A 25,943-nucleotide genomic window follows, 5' to 3' on the forward strand; every position below is an offset into this window, starting at 1 on the left:
TTAGATGCCCAGGAGAGTTTACGGCTCTGGCGAGGAGGACCGATGGAGCTGTCGCTGGCGACCCGCACTGTGGGCGAGCACACGGTGCTCGAGGTCGGCGGTGAGGTGGACGTCTACACCGCGCCCCGGCTCCGCGAACGACTCCTCGAGTTGATCGACGGCGGTGCCCGGCACGTGGTGGTCGACCTCGGTCGGGTGGACTTCCTCGACTCCACCGGGCTGGGTGTGCTGGTCGGCGCGCTCAAGCGGCTTCGTACGGCCGGCGGCTCGTTCGCCCTGGTCTGCGACAAGGAGCCGCTGCTCAAGATCTTCCGGATCACCGCGCTGGACCAGGTGTTCCCCCTGCACCCCACGGTCGATGCGGCGGTCGGCGCGGACCCGACCGGCGCCAACGCGTGATGGCGACGGTCCGGCTGTCCTTCTCCCCGGCACCGGTGCATGTGCGTACCGCCCGACTGGTCGGTGTCGCCGTCGCCCGGCGGGCCGGGGTCCGGGAGGATCTGCTGGACGAGGTGCGCCTGGCCATCGGCGAGGCGTGCACCCGGGCGGTGGCCCTGCACCGGCAGTACGGCCTGGCCGACCCGGTGCTGGTGGAGATGTCCGACGGTGGCTCGTACGCGGTGCGCGTGGTGGACCGCGCGCCGATCGAGGCCGGCATCGGGCTGACCGCGTTGCCGCCGGACGAGCTGGCCAACGAGTCGCTCACCGACGAGGCGCTGACCACCGGCGTGGGCTTCGCGCTGCTCGCCGGCTTCGTCGAGGACCTTCAGGTGCGCCCGGTCGACGAGGGCATCGGCACCGAGGTGCGAATGGTGTGGCCGGTCGGCCGCTGACCCCTGCTCTGCCACGAGGCCGTGCCCCCGCTGGGGGTGCGGCCTCGCTTTCATGGACCGGGCCCTATATCAGATTTCGTTTCATAACACAGCGACGAAGATCATCGAGACACGGTGCCACCTCGGTGTGACCTCCGACACTGTGGAGGGCTACAGTACCCGGGTTGTCAGCAAGTGCCCCGGCCCGCAACCAGCGGGTATGGGTGGTCATCGCTGGTCCGCTGAAGTGGGTTGGCGCGCTTGCGAGTCCGCATTTCAGGCGCCGGCCGATGCGTCTCCATTGGCCGACGCGCGTGTTCGGTACAGGAGGACACAGATGTCCAAGATCTTGGCCGCCGACAGCGGCGGGCTATCCCTAACCGGGGCCAATGCCAGGTACGTCATCATCGCCGCGGTCATCGCGCTGGTGGCGCTCGCCTTCGCCGCCGCCCTGACGAAGGCGGTGCTGGCGGCCGGCAAGGGCACCACCAACATGCAGGAAATCTCCGGTGCGGTCCAGGAGGGCGCCTCGGCGTACCTGCTCCGGCAGTTCCGCACCCTGGCGATCTTCGTGGTGATCGCGGTGATCCTGCTCTTCCTGCTACCGGTGCACGACACCGATGGCAGTGAGACCGCCGTGAAGCTGGGCCGATCCGCGTTCTTCGTGGTGGGCGCCGGCTTCAGCGCGTTCATCGGCGGTGCCGGCATGTGGTTGGCCACCCGGGCCAACCTGCGGGTGGCAGCCGCCGCCCGGGAGCGCGAAGGCGGCCGCGAGGCGGCCATGAAGATCGCGTTCCGCACCGGCGGCGTGGTCGGCTTCCTCACCGTGGGCCTCGGCCTCTTCGGCGCCGCGCTGGTCGTCATCATCTTCGAGGGCGACGCCCCGACGGTGTTGGAGGGCTTCGGCTTCGGCGCGGCCCTGCTGGCCATGTTCATGCGGGTCGGCGGCGGCATCTTCACCAAGGCCGCCGACGTCGGCGCCGACCTGGTCGGCAAGGTGGAGCAGGGCATCCCGGAGGACGACCCCCGCAACGCCGCCACCATCGCCGACAACGTGGGCGACAACGTCGGTGACTGCGCCGGCATGGCCGCCGACCTGTTCGAGTCGTACGCGGTCACGCTGGTCGCCGCGCTGATCCTCGGCCGCGCCGCGTTCGGCGAGGACGGCTTGGTCTTCCCGCTGATCATCTCCACCATCGGTGTGCTGATCGCGATCGTCGGCGTCTTCATCACCCGGCTGCGTGCCTCCGACCGCAACGGTCTGACCGCGATCAACCGGGCCTTCTACATCTCCGCCGTGCTCTCCGCCGTGCTGGTGGCGATCGCCGCGTACCTGTACCTGCCGGCGACCTTCGCCGAGCTGGAGGGTGGGCTCACGGACGTCGACCGCAACCCGCGGTTGGTGGCCATCGGCGCGGTGGTGATCGGTATCGTGCTGGCCGCCGCGATCCAGGCGCTGACCGGCTACTTCACCGAGACCAACAAGCGCCCGGTGCAGGACATCGGCAAGAGCTCCCAGACCGGCGCGGCCACCGTCATCCTGGCCGGCATCAGCATCGGCCTGGAGTCGGCCGTCTACTCGGCACTGCTGATCGGCGCTGGCGTGTTCGGCGCGTTCCTGCTCGGCGGCAGCTCCATCACGCTGTCGCTGTTCGCGGTGGCGCTGGCCGGCACCGGCCTGCTCACCACGGTCGGCGTGATCGTCGCGATGGACACCTTCGGGCCGATCTCCGACAACGCCCAGGGCATCGCCGAGATGTCCGGCGACATCGACGAGCACGGTGCGCGGACGCTCACCGAGCTGGACGCGGTCGGCAACACCACCAAGGCGATCACCAAGGGCATCGCGATCGCCACCGCGGTGCTCGCGGCCACCGCGCTGTTCGGCTCGTACACGGACACGTTGAAGGCCGCGTACCAGGACGCCGGGGTGGGCAACTTCGAGGCGGAGATCCTCAACGCGTTGAACGTGGCCAACCCGCGCAACCTGGTCGGCCTGATCATCGGTGCGGCGGTGGTCTTCCTCTTCTCCGGGCTGGCCATCAACGCGGTGTCCCGTTCGGCCGGTGCCGTGGTGATGGAGGTCCGTCGGCAGTTCCGTGAGCTGCCCGGCATCATGGACCGCACCCAGCGCCCGGAGTACGGCAAGGTCGTGGACATCTGCACCCGGGACGCGCAGCGCGAGCTGATGACCCCCGGCCTGCTCGCCATCCTGGCGCCGATCGCGGTCGGCTTCGGTCTCGGGCCCGGCGCGCTCGCGTCGTACCTGGCCGGGGCGATCGGGGCCGGCACCCTGATGGCGGTCTTCCTGGCCAACTCGGGCGGCGCCTGGGACAACGCCAAGAAGCTGGTCGAGGACGGCGCGTACGGCGGCAAGGGCTCCGAGGCGCACGCCGCCACGGTCATCGGCGACACCGTCGGCGACCCGTTCAAGGACACCGCCGGCCCGGCGATCAACCCCCTGCTCAAGGTGATGAACCTGGTCTCGTTGCTGATCGCGCCGGCCGTGGTGGCCTTCAGCATCGGCGACGACCGGAACACCCCGGTGCGGATCGCCATCGCGGTGGTGGCGACGCTGATCATCGTGGCGTCGGTGGTGTTCAGCAAGCGCAAGGGCATCGCGATGTCCGACTCCGACGCCGATGGCAACACCGGCGCGGGCAACACCGATCACCGACCGGAGACGGTCAACGCCTGACCACGACTGGCACCGGTCCCCGGTCGGCGAACCATGCCGACCGGGGACCGCCACGTCCGGTCCGGGCCATCTGGCCGGTGCCACACCTGGCCAAAGGTCGTACGCTGCAACGCATGCGTACGTGCCGGGCGTCTGCCGCTGGAAAGCTCACGGTGGTCCTGGCCACGTTCGTCGTCGTGCTCGCCGGGTGCGGTGGTGGCCCCAGCCCGCGGGCCTGGGCGGCCACGGTCTGCGGCGCGCTCACCCCGTGGCGCTCCGAGATCACCAAGTTGACCAGCAGCACGGATGAGCAGATGACGGCGCAGACCACGCCGGCGCAGGCCAAGGAGAACCTGGTGCGGCTCTTCGGTGGGGCCGAGCAGGCCAGCGAGACCGCGCGCCGCAAGGTCGAGCAGGCCGGCGTCCCGGAGACGGCCAACGGCGAGGCGATCTCCGCCGGCTTCAGCGGCTCGCTGGAGAAGATGCGCAACGCCTACGGCCGGGCCCGTGAGGCCATCCAGGGGTTGGGCACCGGCGAGGCGACCGTGTTCTACGACGGCGTCCGGGCCACCGTGGAGACCCTCAACAAGGAGTACGACGCCAGCGCGCTCGACACCAGCCAGCTCAACTCCGAGGAGCTGAAACAGGCCTTCGACGAGGTGCCGGAGTGTCGCTGAGCGGGCTCGGCGACACCGGGGAGGCGCAGCCGTTGCCGGCGCTGTTCCCGGCACCCGAACCTGGCACGCCGACACCCGGGCCGACCCGGCGACGGACCGGGCCGACCCCACTCGAGCCGGACGCCGACGAAGCGGGCCGGCAACTGGTCTTCTTCGGCGCGGAGGCGGCCGAACCGGCGATCGCCGACCTGGCCGGTCTGCTCGCCGGGCCGGGCGAGGTGGTGCGGATGGGCGGCACCGCCCGGCTCACGGTCCGGGTGGACGCCGGCTGGCGGGTGCACGTGCTCGTCGCCGAGTTGGCGTCGCGCGGGCTGGCGGCGAGCTGGGAGCAGACCGGGGACGAGCGACACGCCGTCCGTACCTCGTACACCCGAGCTTTGCAGCCTCTCGCGGTCGCCTGGCTGCACGGCCCGGGAAAGCGCCCGCCCGCGACCTTCCACCTGACCGGCCGGCGGCTGCGGCTCTGGCTCGCCGCCGCCGGTGCGCCGGAGCCACCCGGCGGGTTCCTGCTGCGGCTCGGCGAGAGCGACCAGGAGTGTTGGGAGCCGATCGGCGCGGCACTCGCCGCGGCCGGCCTGGCCGGCGCGCTGCTCGGCCCCGAGGAGGGCGGCCCGGCGTACCGGATCACCGGTCGGCGGCGGTTGGGCCGGCTTGCCGAGCTGGTCGGTGAGCCGCCCCGCGCGGCGCCGCACGACGCGTGGCCAACCCGACCCTGACGGGGGGTGAAACGGTCATTCCGCTCCCCCCCGGACACCGGGTCGAGCTGTCCGGTCCCGGACAGCCTCCCGGGGCGATCTCGGCGGAAAACAGGACGGTTCGGACCTCGACGGATGGCCCGCCATCGTCACAGTGACCCGCTTCGGGCCCTACCCACGGTGTACGGTGGCGCCGTCCGGCAGTGCCGAGCACGGCGGGGCGGGAGTTGACCGCCGCACCGGAGCGGTTTGCCGCCCGCGAAACCCGAAACGTGGGCGGCGCGTTACGTTGGACATCCGGACCGCCGGTGCGACGGCGGGGTCGAGGGCGGTCGCTGTTCGAGCGCCGGCAGGCCACGAGCAGGAGTGAGGTCGGGGAGAGACGTGCCAAACAACGCTGGAACCACCCGTCTGGTCATCGTCGAGTCACCGGCGAAGGCCAAGACGATCTCGGGCTACCTCGGCCCGGGGTACGTCGTGGAGGCCAGCTTCGGTCACGTCCGCGACCTGCCACGCAACGCCGCCGATGTGCCGGCCAAATACAAGAAGGAACCCTGGGCCCGACTCGGGGTGGACGTGGACAACGGCTTCCAGGCGCTCTACGTCGTCTCGGCCGACCGTAAGCAGCAGATCAGCAAGCTGGTAAAGCTGGCCAAGGAGGTCGACGAGATCTTCCTGGCGACGGATGAGGACCGCGAGGGCGAGGCGATCGCCTGGCACCTCGTCGAGACGCTCAAGCCCAAGGTGCCGGTCAAGCGGATGGTGTTCCACGAGATCACCAAGCCCGCGATCCAGGCAGCGGTGGCCAATCCGCGCGAGATCGACCGCGACCTGGTCGACGCGCAGGAGGCCCGCCGCATCCTGGACCGGCTGTACGGCTACGAGGTCTCCCCGGTGCTGTGGAAGAAGGTCATGCCGAGGCTCTCGGCTGGCCGCGTGCAGTCGGTGGCGACCCGGATCGTGGTCGAGCGGGAACGGCAGCGGATGGCCTTCCGCACCGCCGAGTACTGGGACATCTTGGCCACCCTCGCCGTGGCGAACGCCGGTGAGGGGCCGCGGGCGTTCAACGCCACCCTGATCGCGCTGAACGGCGACCGGATCGCCACCGGCAAGGACTTCGAGCCGACCACCGGCAAGGTGAAGGCCGGGGCCGGCGTCGTGCACCTCGACGAGAGTGGCGCCCGTGGGCTGGCGGCCCGGCTCGACGGGCGGCCGTTCACGGTCACCCGGGTCGAGGAGAAGCCCTACCGTCGCCGCCCCTACGCGCCGTTCATCACCTCGACCCTCCAGCAGGAGGCGGCCCGCAAGCTGCGCCTCTCGTCGCAGCAGACGATGCGCACCGCGCAGCGGCTGTACGAGAACGGCTACATCACCTATATGCGTACCGACTCGGTCAACCTGTCGGAGACCGCCATCTCGGCGGCCCGTCGGCAGATCGTCGAGCTGTACGGCGAGCGCAGCGTGCCGCCGGAGCCGCGCCGCTACACCGGCAAGGTGAAGAACGCGCAGGAGGCGCACGAGGCGATCCGCCCGGCGGGGGACAACTTCCGCACCCCGGGCGAGGTGGCCAAGGAGCTGTCCGCCGAGGAGTTCAAGCTCTACGAGCTGATCTGGCGTCGGACGATCGCCTCGCAGATGACCGACGCGGTCGGCTCCAGCGTCTCGGTGCGCATCCGGGCGGTGTCCGCCGCCCAGGAGGAAGCCGACTTCGGCGCCACCGGCAAGACCATCACCGACCCGGGCTTCCTGCGTGCGTACGTCGAGTCCAGCGACGACGAGAACGCCGAGGCCGAGGACGCCGAGCGCCGGCTGCCCACCCTGGTCAAGGACCAGCCGCTGACCGCCGACGAGTTGGCCGCGCAGGGCCACCACACCCAGCCGCCGTCGCGCTACACCGAGGCGTCGCTGGTCAAGGCCCTGGAAGAGCTGGGCATCGGCCGCCCGTCCACCTACGCGTCGATCATGCAGACGATCCAGGACCGTGGGTACGTCACCAAGCGCGGTCAGGCGATGATCCCGACCTTCCTGGCGTTCGCGGTGATCGGGCTGATGGAGCGGCACTACCCCCGGCTCATCGACTACGACTTCACCGCCAGCATGGAGAACGAGCTGGACGAGATCGCCGGCGGCGACCACGCCGCGGTCGACTTCCTCACCGCGTTCTACTTCGGCAGCTCCAACGGCGCCGGCGACCAGGACATCGCCCGCTCCGGTGGGCTCAAGAAGCTGGTCACCGAGAACCTCAGCGACATCGACGCGCGCAGCGTCAACTCCATCCCGCTCTTCACCGACGACGAGGGCCGCGAGGTCGTCGTCCGGGTCGGCCGCTACGGGCCGTACCTGCAACGGGAGCTGCCCGGCGGTGAGGCGCCCGCGCCCGCCGCCTCGGGCGAGGGCGAGGAGAGCGGTCCTCAGGGCGACCGGGCGCCGATCCCCGAGGGCCTCGCCCCGGACGAGCTGACCCCGGAGAAGGTGCACGAGCTGTTCCTCGGCGGCAGCGGCGAGCGCAAGCTCGGCGACGACCCGGGCACCGGCGAGCCAATCGTGCTCAAGTCCGGCCGGTTCGGTCCGTACGTGTCCAGCGGCGAGCGGAAGTCCTCGCTGCTGCGGACGCAGACACCGGATTCGCTGACCCTGGAGGAGGCGCTCAAGCTGCTCAGCCTGCCCCGGCTGGTCGGTGTCGCGCCGGACGGCGTGGAGGTCTTCGCCAACAACGGTCGCTACGGCCCGTACGTCAAGCAGGGCGAGGAGTTCCGCTCGCTGGAGTCCGAGGACCAGATGTTCACGGTCAGCCTGGACGAGGCGCTGGCCCTGCTGGCCGCCCCGAAGGCCCGTGGGCGGCGGGCGGCAGCTCCGCCTCTGCGGGAGATGGGCGTCGACCCGGCGACCGAGAAGCCGCTGGTGATCAAGGATGGCCGCTTCGGCCCGTACGTCACCGACGGCGAGTTCAACGCCTCGCTGCGGCGCGGGCAGACGCCGGAGGCGCTGAGCATCGAGGAAGCCTCGGAGATGCTGGCCGAGAAGCGGGCCAAGGGTCCGGCGCCGAAGAAGAAGGCGGCGGCGAAGAAGGCTCCGGCGAAGAAGGCCACGGCCACCAAGAAGACGGCCGCGGCTGCCAAGTCCACCGCCGCGAAGAAGACCACCACGGCCAAGGCCACCACCGCGGCCAAGAAGGCTCCGGCGAAGAAGGCCGCCCCCCGTAAGGCTGCGACCAGCACGGAGTAGTCCCGCGCGGCCGGGCTGCCTCCCACCGGATCTTGGAAGATAACTGCCCCTCCAGGGGCGAGTTCCTTCCAAGATCTGCGGGGAGCGGTCGCTCAGCCGGGCCATCCCGCCGCGTGGAGTGCCGCTCGGATCTGGCGGAGAACCTCGTCCGGGTGGGCACGGATCACCCATGCGGGGTATCGGAGCACGCGGTCACCCTCGATCCACAGGTCGTTCTGTCGGCGCATATCGGCCCAGGCGGCGCGGGGATCGAGATGATGTGCGCCGTCGACCTCGACGTGCACACGCCAGTGATCGAAGTAGAGGTCCAGATAGCGGCGTCGGCCGGCGTCGTCGTACCGGACCTTCTGCAGGGCCGGCTCGGGGAGCCTGGCTGAACGGAGCAGCCCGACCAGATCCAGTTCGGCAAGCGAGTGCGCGCCACCCGCGGCGTCGGAGGCTGTCTCCAGGATCAACTTGCGCCGGCGGGCTCTGGGCAACCGGTCCAGCACTCGATGCAGGTCGTCGCTGCTGACCATCCGCTGTTGGAACCCGGCCGCGATCATCGCCCGGGCCTCCTCGTCAGTCGTCGCCCACTGCGCCGCGTCAACCAGCGATCGGGCTGGCATGGTGCGACGAGGCCGTCCTAGGTCGAGCACGTCCTCTTCGGGCAGGCAGGTGGTCCGGTGCACGAGAACGCCCTGTGGCAATTGATCTCTGCGACGGGCAGCGGGCAGCAGGAGGTGAACTGTGCGGCTGCCGTATCGGTCCAGGCCCCAGGCCTGCGCGGCGGTCAGCCCACCGAGCATCGCAGTCGGGCCGGCGGCGAGTACGGCGATCCACCGGCGTTGGTCCGCGTTGACCGGACCGCTGTGGGTGACGAAGACCGCCCGGTGAACCTGCCGCCAGCGGCCGATGGTGACCCGATGCCGGATGGCCTTCGCGGAGAGGAACATCATCGCCTGACCGAGGCTGATCACCGCGTCCTGGCGAAACAACAGGGCAGACAGTGCATCGCGGTCGGCACCGGCGAGGGGTTGCCCGAGCGCAGCCAGTGAAGCCCCGACACGTGAACCCATCGCCAAAGTCTGGCGACCAGCCCAACCTGCCCGCCTCCCCTGTGGATAACGCGCAGATCTTGGAAGCAAACAGCCCCTCTGAGGGCATTTTTCTTCCAAGATCTGCGGAGAGCCGCGCCTCAGGCGCCGAGGATGTGGGTCAGGTGGGGGTTGGTGAAGACCCGGTCGGGGTCCAACCGGTCGCGCAGGGACTGGAAGTCGGCGAAGCGGGGGTACGCGGTGGCCAGCGACCCGGCGTCGCGGTAGTGCAGCTTGCCCCAGTGCGGGCGACCGCCCAGCCCGGCGGCCACCTCCTCGAAGGCCCGGAAGTACGGCTCGTACGGCATGCCGACGTACTGGTGCACGGCGATGTACGCGGAGTCGCGGCCGTAGCCGTGCGACAGCCAGATGTCGTCGGCGGCGGTGAAGCGCACCTCCACCGGGAACAGCACCTTGAACGGCAGCCCGTCCACGATCCGCTGGAGCGCGCCCAGCGCCTCGGGTAGCGCCTCGCGGGGCAGGCCGTACTCCATCTCCACGAAGCGGACCCGGCGCGGGGTGCAGAAGACCCGGTCGGAGCGGCCGGTGTACCGGCGTTCGGTGAGCGCGCGTGCGGAGACCGCGCTGATCCCCGGGGCCAGCGCCGGCACCGCGCGACCGATCCGGCAGGCTCCGGCGAAGACGGTGTTGGCCAGGAAGTCGTCGTCGAGCCAGCCGCGCCACCGGGGCAGCGGCCGGTCGTCGGCGGGTGCCCGGTCGTTGGTCTTGACCTGGACCCGCTCGGTGTACGGGAACCAGTAGAACTCGACGTGGTCGTGACCACCGATCAGCGTCGGCAGGTCACCGAGCACCTCGGCCAGCCCGGCGGGGCGTTCGTGTGCGTGCAGCACGAACGCGTCCACGCAGCGCAGGGTCACCTCGACCAGCACCCCGAGCGCGCCGAGTGAGACGCGGGCGGCGGCGAAGACGTCCGGGTTCTCGTCGGCGGAGCAGTGCAGCACCTCGCCGGTGCCGGTGACCAGGGTGATGGCCTCGACGAAGGTGGACAGGCAACCGTAGGCGGCACCGGTGCCGTGGGTGCCCGTGGAGATCGCCCCGGCCACCGTCTGCGCGTCGATGTCGCCCAGGTTGGGCAGCGCGAGGCCGTGCCGGGCGAGCAGGTCGTTGAGCGCGTTCAGGGTCATCCCGGCGGGCACGGTGACCAGTCGGCGGTCGGTGTCGACGTGGACGGCCGTGTCCAGCGCGGACAACTCCATCCGCCGGTCGTCGGCGAGCGCGATGGCGGTGAACGAGTGGCCGCTGCCGGCCACCCGGATCCGACCACCGGTCGCGGCGGCGGACTTGACGGCCTCGGCGACATCGCCCGGCGAGCCGGGGCGCAGGATGGCGGTGGCGCTGCCACGCTGGTTGCCAGCCCAGTTGGTCCAAGGGGTGGTGAGCGGTGCGGTGCCGACCATGCGCGCTCCTCATAGATGAATATGAAGTGACTTCATATCAGGAACGTTGTGCCTGGTAAATACCGCAATCCCGGTCCGCTCGTTGTACCGGTAGTCACGGACTCGTGACGTGGAGATATGTTCATCCGTCGAAGGGGGGTGGCGAGTGTCCACACCAGCCGCCACGACCGGGCCGCTGCGCCGCGTACCGGTGCAGGGTCGAAGTGTCGCGCGGGTACAGCGCATGTTGGACGCCTGTGCCGAACTCGTCGACGAGGTGGGGTACGAAGGGCTGACCACCACCCTGCTCGCCGAGCGCGCCGAGGTGGCGATCGGGTCGGTCTACCAGTTCTTCCCGGACAAGCGGGCGATCGTGCAGGCGTTGACGTTGCGCACGATGGAGTCCTACCTGCAACGGCTCGACGAACGGTTCGCCTCCGACGAGATGACCCACTGGTGGGACGGCGTCGACGCGGGGATCGACGAGTACATCACGATGCACCGCACGGTTCCCGGCTTCCGTACCCTGCACTTCGGCGACGTGGTCGACCTGCACCTGCTCGACGAGCAGCGGGACAACAACGGTGTGATCGCCGACCAGTTGGCCCGGGTGCTCACCGAACGCTTCGGGCTCACCGACGTGCCGAAGCTGCGCTTCGTCCTGGAGATCGCGGTGGAGGCGGCCGACGCGCTGATCAAGCTCGCGTTCCGTCGGAAGTCCGACGGTGACGAGCGGGTGCTGGTCGAGGCGAAGGCGCTGATCCGGGAGTACCTGCACCGCCAGGTCGACGCCCGGGAGGGCGCCGCCGACCAGCAGGCCGAGGCGACCCAGTCCGCCTGATCCGGGGGTTACCCGGGCGGTGGGGCGGCGTCAGAGAAAGGCCCGCCCCTCGCCCCGGTAGGTGGGCACGGTCGCCACGATCGTGTCCCCCTCGATCAGGTGTAGCTCGTTGACCCGTTCGCACAGCTCACCGGCCTTGGCATGCCGGAACCACACCCGGTCGCCGACGTTCAGGGTGGCCGCCGCCGCGCCGGACAGCGGGGTCTGCACCTCGCCGGCGCCCTCGGTGCCCACCAGCTTGAGGCCGGCCGGCAGCCACGGTCGGGGCAGTCGACTGTCGGCGGCCTGACCGGAGGCGATCCAACCCCCGCCGAGCACGGTCACCAGCTCCGGCGTCGGCCGGCGGACCACCGCGCAGGCGAAGAACGCCGCCGGGGTCGGGCGCCAGGCACGGTACGCGTCGAACAGCGTCGGCCCGTACAGGCCGGATCCCGCCGTGATCTCGGTGACCGCGGGATCGGCACTGGTCGCGGCCATGCTGCCGGTGCCGCCGCCGTTGACGAACTCCAGGTCGGCGTGTTCGCGTACCGCGGCCACCGCTGCGCCCCGGCGGGCCAGCAGCTCGCGGTACGACCTGCGCTGGGCCAGCCTGATCGCGCCGGCCAGCAACGCCTGCCCCGGCGGCGCGTCGCCCAGGCCGGCGATCTGCGCCTCGTACGACATGAGCCCGACCAGCCGGAAGCCGGCTCGGCCGGCGATGGTGGCGGCGAGCGCGCCGGCCGCCTCGGCGCTGTGCACCGGTGAGCGGCGGACGCCGACGTGCACTCCGCGCAGCGGCCGCCAGGAGGCATCCAGGTCGAGGCAGACCCGCAGCTCGGCGCGCTGCCCGGGGGCCCGTACGGCGTCGATCAGGTCGAGTTGCCCGACGCTGTCGACCATGAGGGTGATGGCGGCGGCCAACGTCGGGTCGCCGGCCAGCTCGGTGAGCGCCGCCCGGTCCGCGCTCGGGTACGCCACCAGCACGTCGTCGCTCACCTCGTTGCGCACCAGCCAGATCGCCTCGGGCAGAGTGAACCCCATCACGCCCTGCCAGCCCGGCCGGGCGAGAGCCCGACTGATCAGCGCCCGGCTGCGGACCGACTTGCTGGCGAGCCGGATCGGTTTGCCGGCGGCGCGGTCGGCCAGCGCGGCCGAGTTGGCGTCGAAGGCGGTGAGATCGACCACGGCGTACGGCGGGTCGAGGCGGTCGGTCGCCCTATCCAGGCGCTCGCGAAGTTTGTCGCTTTCGATGGCCACGTGTGCACGCTAACTGTCGGACGACGAATGCGAAATACCCTCGCGTACGTCCGGGCTGCGGTCGGTGCCTTCGGCGGCCTAGGCTCAGCGAGCAGGAGAATGTCGCGGTGGGGTGGCTCCCCACCCGGTCTAGAGTGTTGCACCGGAGGTGCCCAGCGATGGGCCGGCACGTGGAGGTACGGCCATCGAAAGCCAGCACAGCGGCGAGTCGCGCGGCGAGTCGCGCTCCGGCGACCAGTCCGGCAACGCCGCCAACCAGCCCAGCGGCGGCAAGGTGGATGCCTCCGGCTACGCCGCCATCCGCTCCGTGCTGCGCATCCGGCCGTTCCGTCGGCTCTGGCTCGTGCTCGGCGCGGCCTCCTTTGGTGACTGGTTCGGCCTGCTGGCCACCTCGGTCTTCGCCGCCTCCCAGGTAAAGGGCAGCACCGCCCAGGGCGCGGTCTTCGGCACCGTCATCGCCATCCGGCTGCTCCCCGCGCTGGTGCTCGGCCCGGTCGCCGGCGTGCTCGCCGATCGGTTCGACCGTCGCTGGACGATGGTCATCTGCGACCTGCTCCGATTCGTGCTCTTCGCCTCGATCCCGATGGTGGCCCTGGCCGGTGCCAGCGGTGGCGTGGTGGTCCTGTGGGCGACCGTCGCCACCTTCCTGATCGAGTCGATCACCCTGATCTGGATCCCGGCCAAGGAGGCCGCGGTCCCCAACCTGATCCCGCGCGCCCGTCTGGAGGCGGCCAACCAGCTCACGCTGATCACCACGTACGGCCTGACTCCGGTGCTCGCCGCGGCGGTCAGCGCCGGCCTGGACCGCAGCGTCCGGGGCGTGACCGGCGGCAACTTCCCGGACTGGGCCGAACCGGCCCAACTGGCACTCTGGGTCAACTCCTTCTCCCGGCTGGCCACCGCGCTGGTGGTGGCATTCGGGATCAAGGAGATCAGCCAGGGGCAGACCGCTGAGGGCGACCGCACCGAGCAGAGCATGCTGCGCCAGTTCAAGGAGGGCTGGCAGTTCATCGGGCAGACGCCGCTGGTGCGCGGGCTGGTCCTCGGCATCCTGGGCGCGTTCGCCGGCGGCGGCATCGTGATCGGCACGGCGAAGTTCTTCGCCAGTTCACTCGGTGCCGGTGACGCCGCGTTCTCGCTGCTCTTCGGCGCCATCTTCGTCGGCCTGGCGCTCGGCATCGGCCTCGGTCCGATGATCGTCAAGGAGATGTCCCGACGACGCTGGTTCGGCATGAGCATCGTGCTGGCCAGCGCCGCCGTGATGACCCTCGCCTTCGCCATCCACCTGTCCATGGCGATCGCCGGCGCGGTGCTGGTCGGCGCCGGTGCCGGAATGGCCTTCCTGGCCGGCACCACCCTGCTCGGCGGTGAGATCAAGGACGAGGTCCGCGGCCGGGTCTTCGCCGTGGTGCAGATCGGCACCCGACTGGTGCTGATCCTGGCCATCGCGCTGAGCAGCCTGCTCGCCGGCGTCGGTGGCTCACGCGAGCTGGAGATCGCCGACCTGGGCCTGTCCATCTCGTCGACCCGACTGCTGCTGCTCGCCGCCGGTGCCGCCGGCATCTTCGCCGGCATCAGCGCGTTCGGCCAGATGGACGACAAGAAGGGTGTCCCGGTCCTCGCCGACCTCTGGGGGTCGATCCGGGGCCGGCCGCTGATGCCGTCCGAGCCGTTCGTCTCCACCGGGCTCTTCGTGGTCTTCGAGGGCGGCGAGGGCGCCGGCAAGTCCACCCAGCTCTCCGCGCTCGCCGAGCGGCTGCGCGGCCAGGGGCGCGAGGTCGTGGTCACCCGCGAGCCGGGGGCCACCGCGGTCGGTCAGCGGATCCGATCGCTGGTGCTGGACACCTCCGGCGACCAGGCGCCCTCGCCGCGCGCCGAGGCGCTGTTGTACGCCGCCGACCGGGCGCACCATGTGGCCACCGTGGTCCGGCCCGCGCTGGTCCGGGGCGGCGTGGTGATCAGTGACCGGTACGTCGACTCGTCCCTGGCCTACCAGGGCGCCGGGCGTACGCTCCCAGTCGACGAGGTCTCCTGGCTCTCCTCCTGGGCCACCGGCGGGCTCAAGCCCGACCTGGTGGTGCTGCTGGACGTCGAGCCGCAGACCGGCCTGTCCCGGGTGGCCTCGCGCAACCAGGGCGCCGACCGGCTGGAGGCCGAGTCGGTCGCCTTCCACGAGCGGGTCCGGTACGCCTTCCTCGACCTCGCCGCCGCCGACCCCAAGCGCTACCTGGTGCTGGACGCGTCCCGCCCGGCCGAGGAGATCACCGGAATGGTGATCCGGCGCATCGAGGGGATGCTCGGCACCCCGGGCGGCATCGTGCACCCCCGGCCGGCGCAGGGCCCGGACACGTCGGTGCAGCCCGAGTTATCCGACGCGGAGCTGGTGGCGATGGAGCACCGAACTTGACGCCGGACGTCTTCGCCGACCTGGTCGGTCAGGACGAGGCGGTGGACACGCTGCGCCGGGCCGCTGCCGCGGCGGCAGCCGTGCTGCGTGCCGGCGCGGCCGACCGGACGCCCGCGCTGATCGCCGCCGGCACGGCCGAGGCGTCGGGCGGTGACAGCATGCCGCCCGGGGCCGATCCGGGCGCCGGGATGACCCATGCCTGGATCTTCACCGGGCCACCCGGCTCCGGCCGCTCGGTCGCCGCGCGGGCCTTCGCCGCAGCCCTGCAGTGCGTGCACGGCACCGGCTGCGGCGAGTGCCCCGGCTGCCACACCACGAGGGCCGGCACCCACGCCGACGTCCGGCTGGTGGTGCCGGAAGGGCTCTCCATCGGTGTCGGTGAGATGCGCGCGCTGGTGCTCCGCGCGGCCAGCACCCCGTCCGGCGGGCGCTGGCAGGTGGTGGTCATCGAGGACGCCGACCGGCTCACCGAGGCGGCCGGCAACGCGCTGCTCAAGGCGATCGAGGAACCTCCGCCGCGTACGGTCTTCCTGCTCTGCGCCCCGTCCACCCACCCCGACGACGTCTCGGTGACCATCCGGTCGCGCTGTCGCGTCGTACCCCTGCGACAGCCGCCGGCCGCGGCGGTGGCCGAGGTGCTGGTCCGGCGGGACGGCATCGCGCCCGACGTGGCGCAGTGGGCGGCGGCGGCCGCCCAGGGGCACGTGGGGCGGGCCCGCCGGCTGGCCCGCGACCCGGAGGCCCGCAACCGGCGCGAGGCGGTGCTCGCCGTGCCTCGCCGGCTGTCCGGTGTGGGCGCGGCGTTCGACGCGGCGTCGGCGCTGATCGAGGCCGCCGAGGCGGAGGCCGAGGCGTCGGTCGCCGAGGCCGACACGACCGAACGGGCGGCGCTGGAGACCGCGCTCGGCGCGGGCGGCACCGGCCGGGGCGCTGCCGGCGCGATGCGGGGCGCCGCCGGTCAGCTGAAGGAGCTGGAGAAGCGGCAGAAGTCCCGGGCCACCCGGGCCCAACGGGACGCTCTGGACCGGGCGCTGGTCGATCTGGCCGGCTTCTACCGGGACGCGCTCACCATGGCGCTACGCGCACCCGTCGCACCGGTGCACACCGACACCGCGGCGCTGGCCGGGGCCGGGGCGCAGAAGTGGGACGCAGAGGGGGCGCTGCGCAGGCTGGAGGCCGTGCTCGCCTGCCGGGTGGCGATCGAGGCGAACGTCAAGCCGCGGATCGCGGTGGAGGCGATGATGCTCGCCCTCTGGAAGGGCTGACCCGCAGCTCCGGGGCGGTTGTCCACAGGCATCGACATGCCCGATTGCCGTGCGGTACGGTCCGGTGTGCCGTGGTAACGGTGGCGGCACGCTCAGTGATGGGTCACCCGGGAGGAGTCGCCGATGCCGCGGGGGGAGATCGACGAAGCCTGGATCGAGGAGGCGGTGCGGCGCTACCGCCGGATCGAGTCGCTCCAGGCCGAGTTCGACCAGGCGGTGGCGACCGTCGAGGTCACCGTCCGTTCACCGGACGGGCTGGTCGAGGTGGTGGTCACCGCTGGTGGCCGCATCACCGACGTCCGGTTCCTCGGGCCGCTGCACAGCCGCAGCCCACGGGATGTGGCCGGCTCGGTGCAGGCCGCGGTCACCGCGGCGGCCGACGCCGCCGAGTGGGCCCGGGAAAAGCTGCACAACGAGACGTTCGCCGCCTACCGACCGCTCGCGGGGGCCTGAGATGGACACACTGCGCGCGCTCGCCGCCCGGCTCGACGAGGCGAGCGCCACGCTCACCACCCTGTCCCACACGGTCACCGCCAGCGACCCGGCTCAGGTCGCGTTCGGGGCGGACGCTCCGGGCCGTCCCGGCGAGATCGGCCGAGCGTTGCACCGACAGTGGACCGCCGCCACCGACGACCGGGCCCGCGAGGCGCGGGCCGCCGCCGGCCGGCTGACCGCCGCCGCAGCGGCGGTGCGCGAGGCCGCCGACCGCTACGGCGAGGTCGATCGAGCGGCCCGTCGGCGGCTCACCGGGGAGGCGTGATGGATCCCCTGGACCGGCTCGCCGAACCCGGCCTCAACCTGCTGCGCCGGGTGGACACGCTGCTCGCCGCCGGTGTTCCCGAAGGCCACCGGGTCTGGCCGCTGCTGCGCCGGATGCAGGTGCTACCCGGCGACGCGGTCCGTGGCTTCCTCGACCTGCATCCGGCGCCGCTGGCCGGCGCCGGGCACGCGGTGCGCCGGCTCGTCCGGGGGTACGACGACGTGTCGGCCGCGCTGACCGACCCGGTGCTATGGTCCGGTCCTGCCGCCTCGGCGTACGGGCAGGAGCGGGCGACGCTCCTGCGCCACCTCGACGAGGGTCCCGACAGCCTCGTCGGGCGGCTGGAATCCACCGCCGGCTACGCCGACGCGCTCGCCGACTGGGTGGAGGGCAGCCGCCTCGCCCTGGCCCGGACACTGGCCGACGTGCTCCGTTCGGCCGAGGCGGTCACCGTGGTCGCCACCACCGCGGCCGGCACGTCGCCCCGGCCCGGCCCGGTCGGCCCCGGCGTGGCTGACGCGGCCGAGATCGCCGCGCGGGTGTTGGCGGTGCTCTGCGTCGCGTACGACGGCGCCGAGACGCTGCTGCGCCAGTGGGCGCCGAGCCTGGCCGAGTCCGTCTGGCGGCCCGCCGTGGACGGTCGACCCCGACACAACCAGCCCACCCGGGTCGGCTGGTAACCCGGCCCCCTACCGGACAGGCCACGGCGTCGCACACGCGGGCGCTGGCTTGAGCCGGCACCCGGCGGCGACGCCGTGGTCTTCCCCCTGCACCCCCCGCAGGTCTGCCTCCACTCAACGCCGCCCAGGCGCGTTTGTCCTCACCCGCGGCCCGGATTCAACCGTCCGGGCGAGGCGTAACGGCACGAGGGGTGGCCCGGCAATCGGTCAAGTCGACGTTCATGAATGGCAGCGGGGCGTAGTCGTCCGGCGACGGCGACGCGGCGCGGCGCGGTGGCCCGTCGTAGGGTGGGGGCATGGGCATGCTCTGCGCGGTCAGCTTCAACCGGTACGGGCGCCTCTACTACCTCGACCCGGGCGAGTTCCGCCCGGAGGTCGGCGACAAGGTGCTGGTGCCGACCGACGACGGGCCCGAGGTGGCCGAGTGCGTCTGGGCCGCGCAGTGGGTGACCGAGGAGACCGACGGCTTCCCCCGGCTGGTGGGGCTGGCCGGCGACGACGACCTGCGCAAGGACGAGTCGCTGCGCCGGCGTAAGGCCGAGGCCAAGGTGGCCGCGAAGCGGCTGATCCGTGCACACGGCCTGCCGATGAAGGTGGTGGCCATCGACCACGTCCTCGGCTCCGCCGAGAGCGGCGGTGAGCGCAGCACCGTCTACTTCACCGCCCCGCACCGGGTCGACTTCCGCTCGCTGGTCCGCGACCTGGGTGCCACCCTGCACTGCCGGGTCGAGCTGCGGCAGTTGTCCGCCCGGGACTCGGCGCGGGTGCAGGGCGGCATCGGCTCCTGCGGCCGCGACCTCTGCTGCGCGACGTTCCTCACCGACTTCGAGCCGGTGACCATCCGGATGGCCAAGGACCAGGACCTGCCGCTCAATCCGCTGCGCATCTCCGGCGCGTGCGGCCGGCTGATGTGCTGCCTGAAGTACGAGCACCCGCTCTACCAGCGGTTCCAGGAGACCGCCCCGGCCGTCGGCAGTCGGGTCTCGACGCCGGAGGGCGACGGCCGGGTGGTCGGCCACAGCGTCCCCCGGGACGCGGTGACGGTCCGGCTGGACGCGGACGGCTCCCGCTGCTCCTGCTCCCGAGCATCGGTGTGCGCCCCCCGCCAAGCCCACGACCAGCACTACACCCCCTGACCCCCCCGGCCCCCCGCCCCCGCCCCCGCCCCTTCGCCTCTTGATCACCCGGCGATGGGGTCAGGTGAGGGTGATCGGAGCCTCGGCCAGGTGCGGGGTTAGGGGATTCTTGGGGGTCAGCCAGCTTGCTGTGGGGGACTGGTCGGGGTTGACCTGCCAGTCGCGGCTCACCCGGTCCACCGCCACCGGGTAGATGGTCAGCGTGCCGTCCGGGTCGATGCGCAGCCGGAGGAACGCCTTGGAGTCCTCGATGCCCTGGCCGGCGAACAGTTCGTTGGTGTTCACCCCGAAGGCTCCCGCGACCAGCAGATACGCCGCCACCAACTGGCTGGCCACCAGGCCGCTCACCGGGCCGTAGACGACCGCCGCGGCGACCGCCGGGAGTGGCCACGGCCAGTCGTAGAACGGCAGCGCCAACCAGGCCCAGGTGCCGGCGGCGGCCAGCCCGACGTGCGCCAGACCGTGGCTGACACCGAGGATCCAGTGCCGCGCGTGCCGCTTGCCACTCGCGCTGGGTGGCTTGGCGAACAAGGCCGCCGCCACCACGGTCACCAGCACCAGCACCACCAGCGGTACGGTGACGAGCCGCTGCGCGGTGGTGTCTGCCCAGTTCGCCACCGTCCCCGCCATGGCCAGCATCAGCAGCGCGTGCAGGGTGCCGAGCAGTGTGGTGAAGCCCGGATTGCGGAACGGCAGCCGGGGGAAGATGCCCCAGCCGTAGCGGCGGGAGCGGGCCGCGTCCGGATAGCGAGCCGCCAGGTCGTACGACTCGGTGCGGCTGGCCCGCCGGGCCAGGGTGTCCTGCGGCGGCACCTCGATGCGTTCCGGCAGCTTGTGCGTGGGGTAGAGGTAGGCGCCTCCACCGCCGCAGGTGATCAACTGGCGGTCCGCCGCGGCGTAGCGGGCGTAGTGGTGCAGGTCGCCCGAGAGCAGCAGCCGGACCTGGGCCCCGGTGGGGGCGATGATCGTGCGGATGAAGTAGTCGATCGAGTCGTACGCCTCCGGTTGTTCGGCGGCCTTGATCCAGGTCGGCGACGGTGCCGCGAGGATCACCTTCGACTCCGGGCCGAGCCGTCGCGCCACCTCGTCGAAGTAGGCCAACTGAGGGTCGTCCAGATACGAGCCGGACTGGTCGTCCACCCCGAGCAGCCACCAGCCGGCCGGCAACTCCACGGCGAAGTACGACCGGGACTGCCCGGTGCCCCAACCGCCGAAGTGCCGGTCCCGGGAGCGGACGAACAGCCGCAGGAAGGCGGTCAGACCGTCGTACCAGTCGTGGTTGCCGGGCACCGCGTAGAGGGTGGGCTGCTGCTGCGGTGGGGCCACCGGCAGGGCGGCCTGGTACGGGCCCTTGCACCGATCCTCGTACGAGGCGTAGGCCGCCGACGGGTACACCTGGTCGCCCCCCATCACGAGGGTCTGCGCCCGGGGCAGCCGGTGCCCGTCCACCGTCAGCTCCGGCTGGGCCAGCAGGTACGCCACCGAGTAGGTGGCGTTGAAGCCGTCACCCAGGTCGGCCACGTAGTCGAGCCAGAGCCCGCCGTCCTCCCCGACCTGGCGGAAGATGCCGTCGCCGAACGCGTTCTGCAGCTCGCGCTTGTCCAGGTACGCCCCGAAGAGCATCGCCAGCAACGTACGGATGCCGGTGCTGATCAGCAGGAACGGGGCCAGCCACGGCACCGGTTTGCGCGGCGTGAAGCCAAGCTCCACCGGGTCGGTGGTGCGAGGCCGGCGAGCGGCCCGCTCCCCGTTGGGGTGCCCGGCTGCCGGGTCCTGGTGATCGGGGTCGTCGAGGGGGGCGTGATCGTCGCTCACCCGCCGCAGCGTAGTCCCGCCCTCGATGATCTGTCGTCCGGCAAGGTGCAACTAGCGGCGTTTGTCCTGGTCGGTGACGCCGGGCCGGCAGGGGGTATCCCGTTCGGCCGGTGGCTGCGGGGTGCCGTACACTTGCTGATCGTTGCCGCCTTAGCTCAGTCGGCTAGAGCGACGCACTCGTAATGCGTAGGTCGACGGTTCGATTCCGTCAGGCGGCTCGGCACGGAAGCCCAGGTCAATGACCTGGGCTTCGCCGTTTCCCGAGGTCAACCACACCGCCGGTGCCGATCCCCGCTCACGCACACGACGTATCGCCGGCCGCTAGTCCGGCTTCGAAGGCGGCCAGGAAGTCCAGCAACTGACACCGGGCGGCGTGGTCGTGCGTGCGGTGATTCAGGAATGTCGACGTGACGCGGTGCGAGGGGTCCTTGACCACCTCGATCAGCTCGGCGAGTTGAAGCCGAGCCTCGACCACCGCGCTGAACCCGACCTGACGGCACCACGCCTCGATGAGGGCGGGATCGGTAGAGACGGCGTCGATCCCGCAGCACCCACGGACGCACTCGACCTCGCAAAAGATGATGCTCTTGCTCAGAGGCGATGGTATTTCGACCGACACGTCTGCCATCTCGTCACCCTCACTTGTCATGGCCCGGCATACGTGTGGTCAACATGGCATGGCTGCGGCGTGCTTGCTGACGAGCTCGTGCAGTCGATCGGGGTCGCCCAGCGCGCCGATCCCTCCTGAGCCCACGGAGACGTCCCTCGTATCCAGCGTGGCGGTGGCCCGGAGCGAGGGTACGTTTCGGCCCGCCCGGTCAACCATGACGAGCGCGGTGGCGGTGAATCCTTCCAGCAGGGACCTGAGAATCGTGTGGCTTGAGGACAGGTACTGCGCGACCAGCGCATCCACGAAGCCGACGAACACGTCGAGGTCAACCTCGTAGTCGTCTGCCCGCATCGGGCCGATCCCGGTCGGCACGTCAACCAGCTCAGCGACTGCCTTGCTGGTGCGGACGAACAACTCGGCCACTCGATTGGAAGGGTTCCACAGGACGAGGTCGCCCGCCTGGAAGTACTGACTCATATCCCGATGATCGCGGGTGGTGTCCCCGGTGCTCGGTGCCGGGGGCTGTGGGGCCGCCTGCCCCCGGCGTCACGGAAACCCTGGCGGCCCTGCGCGCCCTCGACGCACGACTGACCACTGGGCCCGACCAACTCATCGTGCCGGTGATCGAACGTTCGTCGAACCGGGACACCGGCTGCCCCGCCCGATAGTCATATGTTCAGCAGGCCACCGTTGCGTAGGGCGTCGTCCTTGATCGCGATGAGGTTCGCGGAGACGTACGGAATGTTGTGCGTTTTGTGCCATTCGCTTGGGAAGTATGTGACCAGCCTCGACGCCTGGAATCGGCATTTGATTTCAGGTACGAATCGGGAATATTTGGCGTCCGTGAAATACCAGAACGAGTTTTCGTTGTAGAACGCGACATGCGTCGGGTCCTGGTAGGCGCCCCGACCGTCGGTGCTGGGTGTCAGAGAGAGCAGCATTCCGTTCGGCGCGAGGAGCCGGTACAACTCGTTGAACATGGCGATCTTGTCCGGAACGTGTTCCAGGAAATCCGCCGCCCGAATGACCCCGACGCTGTTGTCCGGCAGGTCAACGCCCTTGGTCACGTCGCAGACCATGTCGACGCCCAACCCGTCGTGGTAGTCCAGACCCAGATACCCCTCCGGCTTGTTGTGGGCCGCGCCGAGGTCGAGTGCCAAGAGCCCTTGTCGCCGTGACCAGGCCAGTGCATTCTGTTGAATGCTCCGGTCGTAGATCTCTACAGTGCGCTGTTGGATGCGGGCGTTGACATCCGGGATGCGCTGCGTGTTCTTGGCATGCATACGCTGCAGGTACAGGCATTTCTGAATGTGGTGAAACTCGCTCACCTGGTAGATCCGAGCCATGAGATCGGCGTCGTCCGCCACGTCGAGCGACGCGTCGTATCCGCCGACCTTCTCATAGATGTCCCGGCGAAAGGCCCGGACGTGGTTCGGTGCGTACCAGATGTAGCTCACATTATGTGGCGTCGGCGGCAACGCCCGGCAGACCAACACCTCGCGGCCGTCCACCTTCTCGTCGTAGTGCCGCCAGCCGAATGCACTCGCGAAACGGTCTTCGCAGCGGCCCCCGTCCTCCTGGATCTGCGCTGTGTCGCTGTAGACGAACCCCGCCTCCGGGTTGGAATCGAAGGCGTCGACGATTTCTTGCAGACAGTCGCTGCTGAGCAGATCGTCGTCGTCCAGCTCGACCAAGATGTCCCCGGCAGCCTCGGCGCAGGCGTGCCTCTTCACGGCGCCAACGCCGCTCAGGCTGTCCTGGACGATGAGCCGGATCCGATCGTCGTGCATCTCGGGCCGCCAACGAGACCCCTGGTTGAGAACGACCACCCATTCCCAGTCAGTGAAGGTCTGCGCGACCAATGATCGGAAACATTCGTCGATAAAACGGGTGCGGTTGCTTCCGGTGAAGACCGTTACGCGCGGTGTGTGCATTGATCCACTCACCTACCCGTCCGAGCCGATGACGAAGCGGCCGGGACCGCACGGTACTTCGCCGGGACGGATGAGGTGAGCTTCTTGTCGAGCCGGATCGCCGCCTTGAAGGCGTCCCGCGCTGCTGCGTCGTCACCCGATTGGGACAGTAGTAGGCCCAGTCGAAGGTAGGCGGTTGACGACTTGTTGTCGATCGACACAACCTTGCGGTAGATGTCCATCGACGTCGTCGGTTCCTTACTTTCCAAAACAATGGCCTTGTTGTAGAGGGCCGGCTTGTAGGTGGCGTCGGCGGCCAAAGCCTTATCGTAGTTGCTGATCGCCTCGTCGGCCTGGTTGCGCGACTGGGCGATGAAGCCCAGGTTGAACCAGGCGAACTTGTTGTTGGACTCGGCGGCCACCACCTTATCGAAGGTGGCCTTCGCCTCGTCAAAGTTGCCGGCTTGGCCCTGCTCGACGCCGAGCTTCAGCAAATCCGCCGGTGCGGCTGCGGTGTCGGTGCCGCCGTTCGCCTTGTCGCTGGTGCCGGACTTGCTGGTCTCTGCCTTCTCAGGAGACTTATCGCTGCATGCCGCGACTCCCGTCAGCAGGACCGCACCACACGCGAGTGACCCGAATATCTGACGCACGTTCATTCCTTCTCCTTGACGGTAACGGGGCGGTCCGACTCGCTGTTCGGCCGGTTGGCGTTGCTACTGTTGGCCGTCGCCCGGCCCGACGCGTTGTCCGGAGCCGTTAACGCCACCGGTGTGGTGAGAGAGATGCAGGACACCCAGATGTCGGCACCTCCGCCGGTGAAGGTGAACTGATAGCCACTGGTCGAGAGTGGCTGGATCAGCACCGGGTTCACGCCCGCACCCGAGAGCTGATATCCGGTTCCGACGGCAATGTCTCCGGGCACACATCCGAAATTGACGGGAGTGTCCGCAATCACGGTAAGTGGGCCCTGAATGTAAGCGGACTGAATACCGTTGGCCGGCAAACCCTGCGGGCCCTGCGCACCTTGAGCGCCCGTGTCACCCTGTGGTCCCTGGATTCCCTGCGCACCTTGGGCTCCGGTCTGGCCTTGGGCGCCCTGGAAACCTTGGGCACCTTGGATTCCCTGAGCGCCTATGTCGCCTTGTGCGCCGGTGTCTCCCTGAGCACCTTGAGCGCCGGTGTCGCCCTGGCTGCCTTGGGTGCCTTGGAAGCCTTGAGCGCCTTGTGCGCCGGTGTCGCCCTGCGTGCCTTGGATGCCTTGAGCGCCGGTGTCGCCCTGGGCGCCTTGGGCGCCCGGCGTGCCGGCCTCGCCTTGGGTGCCTTGGAGGCCTTGAGCACCTTGTGCGCCGGTGTCGCCCTGCGTGCCTTGAGCGCCGGTGTCGCCCTGGGCGCCCTGGGCGCCCTGGGCGCCCGGCGTGCCGGCCTCGCCTTGAGTGCCTTGGAGGCCTTGGGCGCCTTGACTTCCCTGCGAGCCTATGTCGCCTTGAGCGCCGGTGTCACCCTGCGCGCCTTGGATGCCTTGTGCGCCGGTGTCGCCCTGAACGCCCTGGGCGCCTGGAGTGCCGGCCTCGCCTTGAGCGCCTTGTGCGCCGATGTCGCCCTGGGCGCCCTGGGCGCCTTGGGCGCCCGGCGTGCCGGCGTCGCCTTGGGTGCCTTGGAGGCCTTGAGCGCCTTGTGCGCCGGTGTCGCCTTGGGCGCCCTGGGCGCCTGGAGTGCCGGCCTCGCCTTGAGCGCCTTGTGCGCCGATGTCGCCCTGCGTGCCTTGGATGCCTTGTGCGCCGGTGTCGCCCTGGGCGCCTTGAGCGCCCGGAGTGCCGGCCTCGCCTTGGGTGCCTTGGAGGCCTTGGGCGCCTTGGGCGCCTTGTGCGCCCTGGGCGCCTGGAGTGCCGGCCTCGCCTTGAGCGCCTTGTGCGCCGATGTCGCCCTGCGCACCCTGGGCGCCCGGCGTGCCGGCCTCGCCTTGGGTGCCTTGGAGGCCTTGGGCGCCTTGGCTTCCCTGCGTGCCTATGTCGCCTTGAGCGCCGGTGTCGCCCTGCGTGCCTTGGAGGCCTTGTGCGCCGGTGTCGCCCTGGCTGCCTTGGGTGCCTTGGAAGCCTTGAGCGCCTTGTGCGCCGATGTCGCCCTGCGCACCCTGGGCGCCCGGCGTGCCGGCCTCGCCTTGGGTGCCTTGGAGGCCTTGGGCGCCTTGGCTTCCCTGCGTGCCTATGTCGCCTTGAGCGCCGGTGTCGCCCTGCGTGCCTTGGAGGCCTTGTGCGCCGGTGTCGCCCTGGCTGCCTTGGGTGCCTTGGAAGCCTTGAGCGCCTTGTGCGCCGATGTCGCCCTGCGCACCCTGGGCGCCCGGCGTGCCGGCCTCGCCTTGGGTGCCTTGGAGGCCTTGGGCGCCTTGGCTTCCCTGCGTGCCTATGTCGCCTTGTGCGCCGGTGTCGCCCTGCGTGCCTTGGATGCCTTGTGCGCCGGTGTCGCCCTGAACGCCCTGGGCGCCTGGAGTGCCGGCCTCGCCTTGAGCGCCTTGTGCGCCGGTGTCGCCCTGCGTGCCTTGAGCGCCTTGTGCGCCGGTGTCGCCCTGGGCGCCTTGAGCGCCTTGTGCGCCGGTGTCGCCCTGGGCGCCTTGAGCGCCTTGTGCGCCGGTGTCGCCTTGGGTGCCTTGGATGCCTTGTGCGCCGGTGTCGCCCTGGGCGCCTTGAGCGCCCGGCGTGCCGGCCTCGCCTTGGGTGCCTTGGA

Annotated in this window: 23 protein-coding genes and 1 tRNA gene; 15 read left to right on the forward strand and 9 right to left on the reverse strand. The window is 70.7% G+C overall.

What is annotated here, in order from left to right:
• The first annotated feature begins 42 nt into the window (after window positions 1-42).
• The 6 genes from V6V47_RS21020 (at window position 43) to topA (ending at window position 8,086) form a co-directional block, all read left to right on the forward strand.
• Window positions 43-399: an STAS domain-containing protein gene (locus V6V47_RS21020; protein ID WP_334630018.1), complete on the forward strand. Its 357-nt coding sequence runs from the start codon at window positions 43-45 to the stop codon at window positions 397-399.
• Window positions 396-833 carry an ATP-binding protein gene (locus tag V6V47_RS21025; RefSeq protein WP_039905274.1) on the forward strand — a complete coding sequence of 146 codons (438 nt, stop codon included), beginning with the start codon at window positions 396-398 and terminating at the stop codon, window positions 831-833. Before V6V47_RS21020 ends, V6V47_RS21025 begins: the two co-directional genes overlap by 4 nt.
• A gap of 316 nt (window positions 834-1,149) precedes the next feature.
• Complete coding sequence (locus V6V47_RS21030) at window positions 1,150-3,510, forward strand: sodium-translocating pyrophosphatase (RefSeq protein ID WP_334630019.1); 2,361 nt, start codon at window positions 1,150-1,152, stop codon at window positions 3,508-3,510.
• A 113-nt stretch (window positions 3,511-3,623) separates the two neighbouring features.
• Window positions 3,624-4,166 carry a hypothetical protein gene (locus tag V6V47_RS21035; RefSeq protein WP_334630020.1) on the forward strand — a complete coding sequence of 181 codons (543 nt, stop codon included), beginning with the start codon at window positions 3,624-3,626 and terminating at the stop codon, window positions 4,164-4,166.
• Window positions 4,157-4,882, forward strand: coding sequence for a hypothetical protein (locus tag V6V47_RS21040; protein WP_334630021.1), 726 nt, complete (start codon window positions 4,157-4,159; stop codon window positions 4,880-4,882). Before V6V47_RS21035 ends, V6V47_RS21040 begins: the two co-directional genes overlap by 10 nt.
• Window positions 4,883-5,245: 363 nt before the next feature.
• Window positions 5,246-8,086, forward strand: a complete 2,841-nt coding sequence (gene topA / locus V6V47_RS21045) for a type I DNA topoisomerase (protein ID WP_334630022.1) — start codon at window positions 5,246-5,248, stop codon at window positions 8,084-8,086.
• A gap of 92 nt (window positions 8,087-8,178) precedes the next feature.
• Here the strand turns inward: topA and V6V47_RS21050 are convergent, their stop codons facing one another.
• Both V6V47_RS21050 and V6V47_RS21055 read right to left on the reverse strand, forming a co-directional pair.
• Window positions 8,179-9,063, reverse strand: coding sequence for a DUF559 domain-containing protein (locus tag V6V47_RS21050; protein WP_334630023.1), 885 nt, complete (start codon window positions 9,061-9,063; stop codon window positions 8,179-8,181).
• Window positions 9,064-9,263: 200 nt separating this feature from the next.
• On the reverse strand, window positions 9,264-10,580 hold the full coding sequence (locus V6V47_RS21055) for a D-arabinono-1,4-lactone oxidase (protein ID WP_334630024.1): 1,317 nt from the start codon (window positions 10,578-10,580) through the stop codon (window positions 9,264-9,266).
• Between the two features lie 223 nt (window positions 10,581-10,803).
• On the opposite strand from V6V47_RS21055, the gene V6V47_RS21060 reads away from it, so the two are divergent.
• A complete protein-coding gene (locus V6V47_RS21060; RefSeq protein WP_334630042.1) occupies window positions 10,804-11,400 on the forward strand; it encodes a TetR/AcrR family transcriptional regulator in 597 nt (198 codons plus the stop codon).
• 30 nt (window positions 11,401-11,430) lie between these two features.
• On the opposite strand, the gene V6V47_RS21065 is transcribed toward V6V47_RS21060, so the two are convergent.
• The gene (locus V6V47_RS21065; RefSeq protein ID WP_334630025.1) at window positions 11,431-12,636 is read right to left on the reverse strand and encodes an amino acid deaminase/aldolase; all 1,206 of its coding nucleotides are present in this window, start codon (window positions 12,634-12,636) and stop codon (window positions 11,431-11,433) included.
• A gap of 343 nt (window positions 12,637-12,979) precedes the next feature.
• Between V6V47_RS21065 and tmk the strand changes: the two genes are divergently transcribed.
• From tmk to V6V47_RS21095, 6 genes are all read left to right on the forward strand, one after another.
• The gene (tmk, locus tag V6V47_RS21070; protein ID WP_442934277.1) at window positions 12,980-15,043 is read left to right on the forward strand and encodes a dTMP kinase; all 2,064 of its coding nucleotides are present in this window, start codon (window positions 12,980-12,982) and stop codon (window positions 15,041-15,043) included.
• Entirely contained in the window at window positions 15,040-16,308 is a 1,269-nt protein-coding gene (locus tag V6V47_RS21075; protein ID WP_334630026.1) for a DNA polymerase III subunit delta', read from the forward strand. The genes tmk and V6V47_RS21075 overlap by 4 nt, the downstream gene beginning before the upstream one ends.
• Before the next feature lie 123 nt (window positions 16,309-16,431).
• The gene (locus V6V47_RS21080) at window positions 16,432-16,761 is read left to right on the forward strand and encodes a YbaB/EbfC family nucleoid-associated protein (protein WP_306272971.1); all 330 of its coding nucleotides are present in this window, start codon (window positions 16,432-16,434) and stop codon (window positions 16,759-16,761) included.
• Window position 16,762: 1 nt separating this feature from the next.
• Window positions 16,763-17,068 carry a type VII secretion target gene (locus tag V6V47_RS21085; RefSeq protein ID WP_334630027.1) on the forward strand — a complete coding sequence of 102 codons (306 nt, stop codon included), beginning with the start codon at window positions 16,763-16,765 and terminating at the stop codon, window positions 17,066-17,068.
• Window positions 17,068-17,748, forward strand: a complete 681-nt coding sequence (locus V6V47_RS21090) for a hypothetical protein (protein WP_334630028.1) — start codon at window positions 17,068-17,070, stop codon at window positions 17,746-17,748. The genes V6V47_RS21085 and V6V47_RS21090 overlap by 1 nt, the downstream gene beginning before the upstream one ends.
• Window positions 17,749-18,044: 296 nt before the next feature.
• Window positions 18,045-18,884, forward strand: a complete 840-nt coding sequence (locus V6V47_RS21095) for a PSP1 domain-containing protein (RefSeq protein ID WP_334630029.1) — start codon at window positions 18,045-18,047, stop codon at window positions 18,882-18,884.
• Between the two features lie 60 nt (window positions 18,885-18,944).
• Here the strand turns inward: V6V47_RS21095 and V6V47_RS21100 are convergent, their stop codons facing one another.
• Window positions 18,945-20,699, reverse strand: a complete 1,755-nt coding sequence (locus V6V47_RS21100; protein ID WP_334630030.1) for a metallophosphoesterase family protein — start codon at window positions 20,697-20,699, stop codon at window positions 18,945-18,947.
• A 144-nt stretch (window positions 20,700-20,843) separates the two neighbouring features.
• Here V6V47_RS21100 and V6V47_RS21105 point away from each other — a divergent pair.
• Window positions 20,844-20,917 (forward strand) — tRNA-Thr (locus V6V47_RS21105).
• Window positions 20,918-20,994: 77 nt separating this feature from the next.
• On the opposite strand, the gene V6V47_RS21110 is transcribed toward V6V47_RS21105, so the two are convergent.
• The 5 genes from V6V47_RS21110 to V6V47_RS21130 all read right to left on the reverse strand — a co-directional run bounded on the left by V6V47_RS21110 (window position 20,995) and on the right by V6V47_RS21130 (window position 24,093).
• On the reverse strand, window positions 20,995-21,327 hold the full coding sequence (locus V6V47_RS21110; protein WP_334630031.1) for a DUF6331 family protein: 333 nt from the start codon (window positions 21,325-21,327) through the stop codon (window positions 20,995-20,997).
• Between the two features lie 39 nt (window positions 21,328-21,366).
• A complete protein-coding gene (locus V6V47_RS21115; protein WP_334630032.1) occupies window positions 21,367-21,786 on the reverse strand; it encodes a DUF6086 family protein in 420 nt (139 codons plus the stop codon).
• A gap of 191 nt (window positions 21,787-21,977) precedes the next feature.
• Window positions 21,978-23,243, reverse strand: coding sequence for a glycosyltransferase (locus V6V47_RS21120; protein ID WP_334630033.1), 1,266 nt, complete (start codon window positions 23,241-23,243; stop codon window positions 21,978-21,980).
• Window positions 23,244-23,251: 8 nt separating this feature from the next.
• Complete coding sequence (locus V6V47_RS21125) at window positions 23,252-23,878, reverse strand: tetratricopeptide repeat protein (RefSeq protein WP_334630034.1); 627 nt, start codon at window positions 23,876-23,878, stop codon at window positions 23,252-23,254.
• On the reverse strand, window positions 23,875-24,093 hold the full coding sequence (locus V6V47_RS21130) for a hypothetical protein (RefSeq protein ID WP_334630035.1): 219 nt from the start codon (window positions 24,091-24,093) through the stop codon (window positions 23,875-23,877). The genes V6V47_RS21125 and V6V47_RS21130 overlap by 4 nt, the downstream gene beginning before the upstream one ends.
• A gap of 153 nt (window positions 24,094-24,246) precedes the next feature.
• On the opposite strand from V6V47_RS21130, the gene V6V47_RS21135 reads away from it, so the two are divergent.
• The coding region (locus V6V47_RS21135; RefSeq protein WP_334630036.1) for a hypothetical protein at window positions 24,247-25,943 on the forward strand (1,697 nt) is incomplete at its 3' end.

The sequence above is a fragment of the Micromonospora sp. CPCC 205539 genome (assembly GCF_036906815.1).
Lineage (GTDB): Bacteria > Actinomycetota > Actinomycetes > Mycobacteriales > Micromonosporaceae > Micromonospora.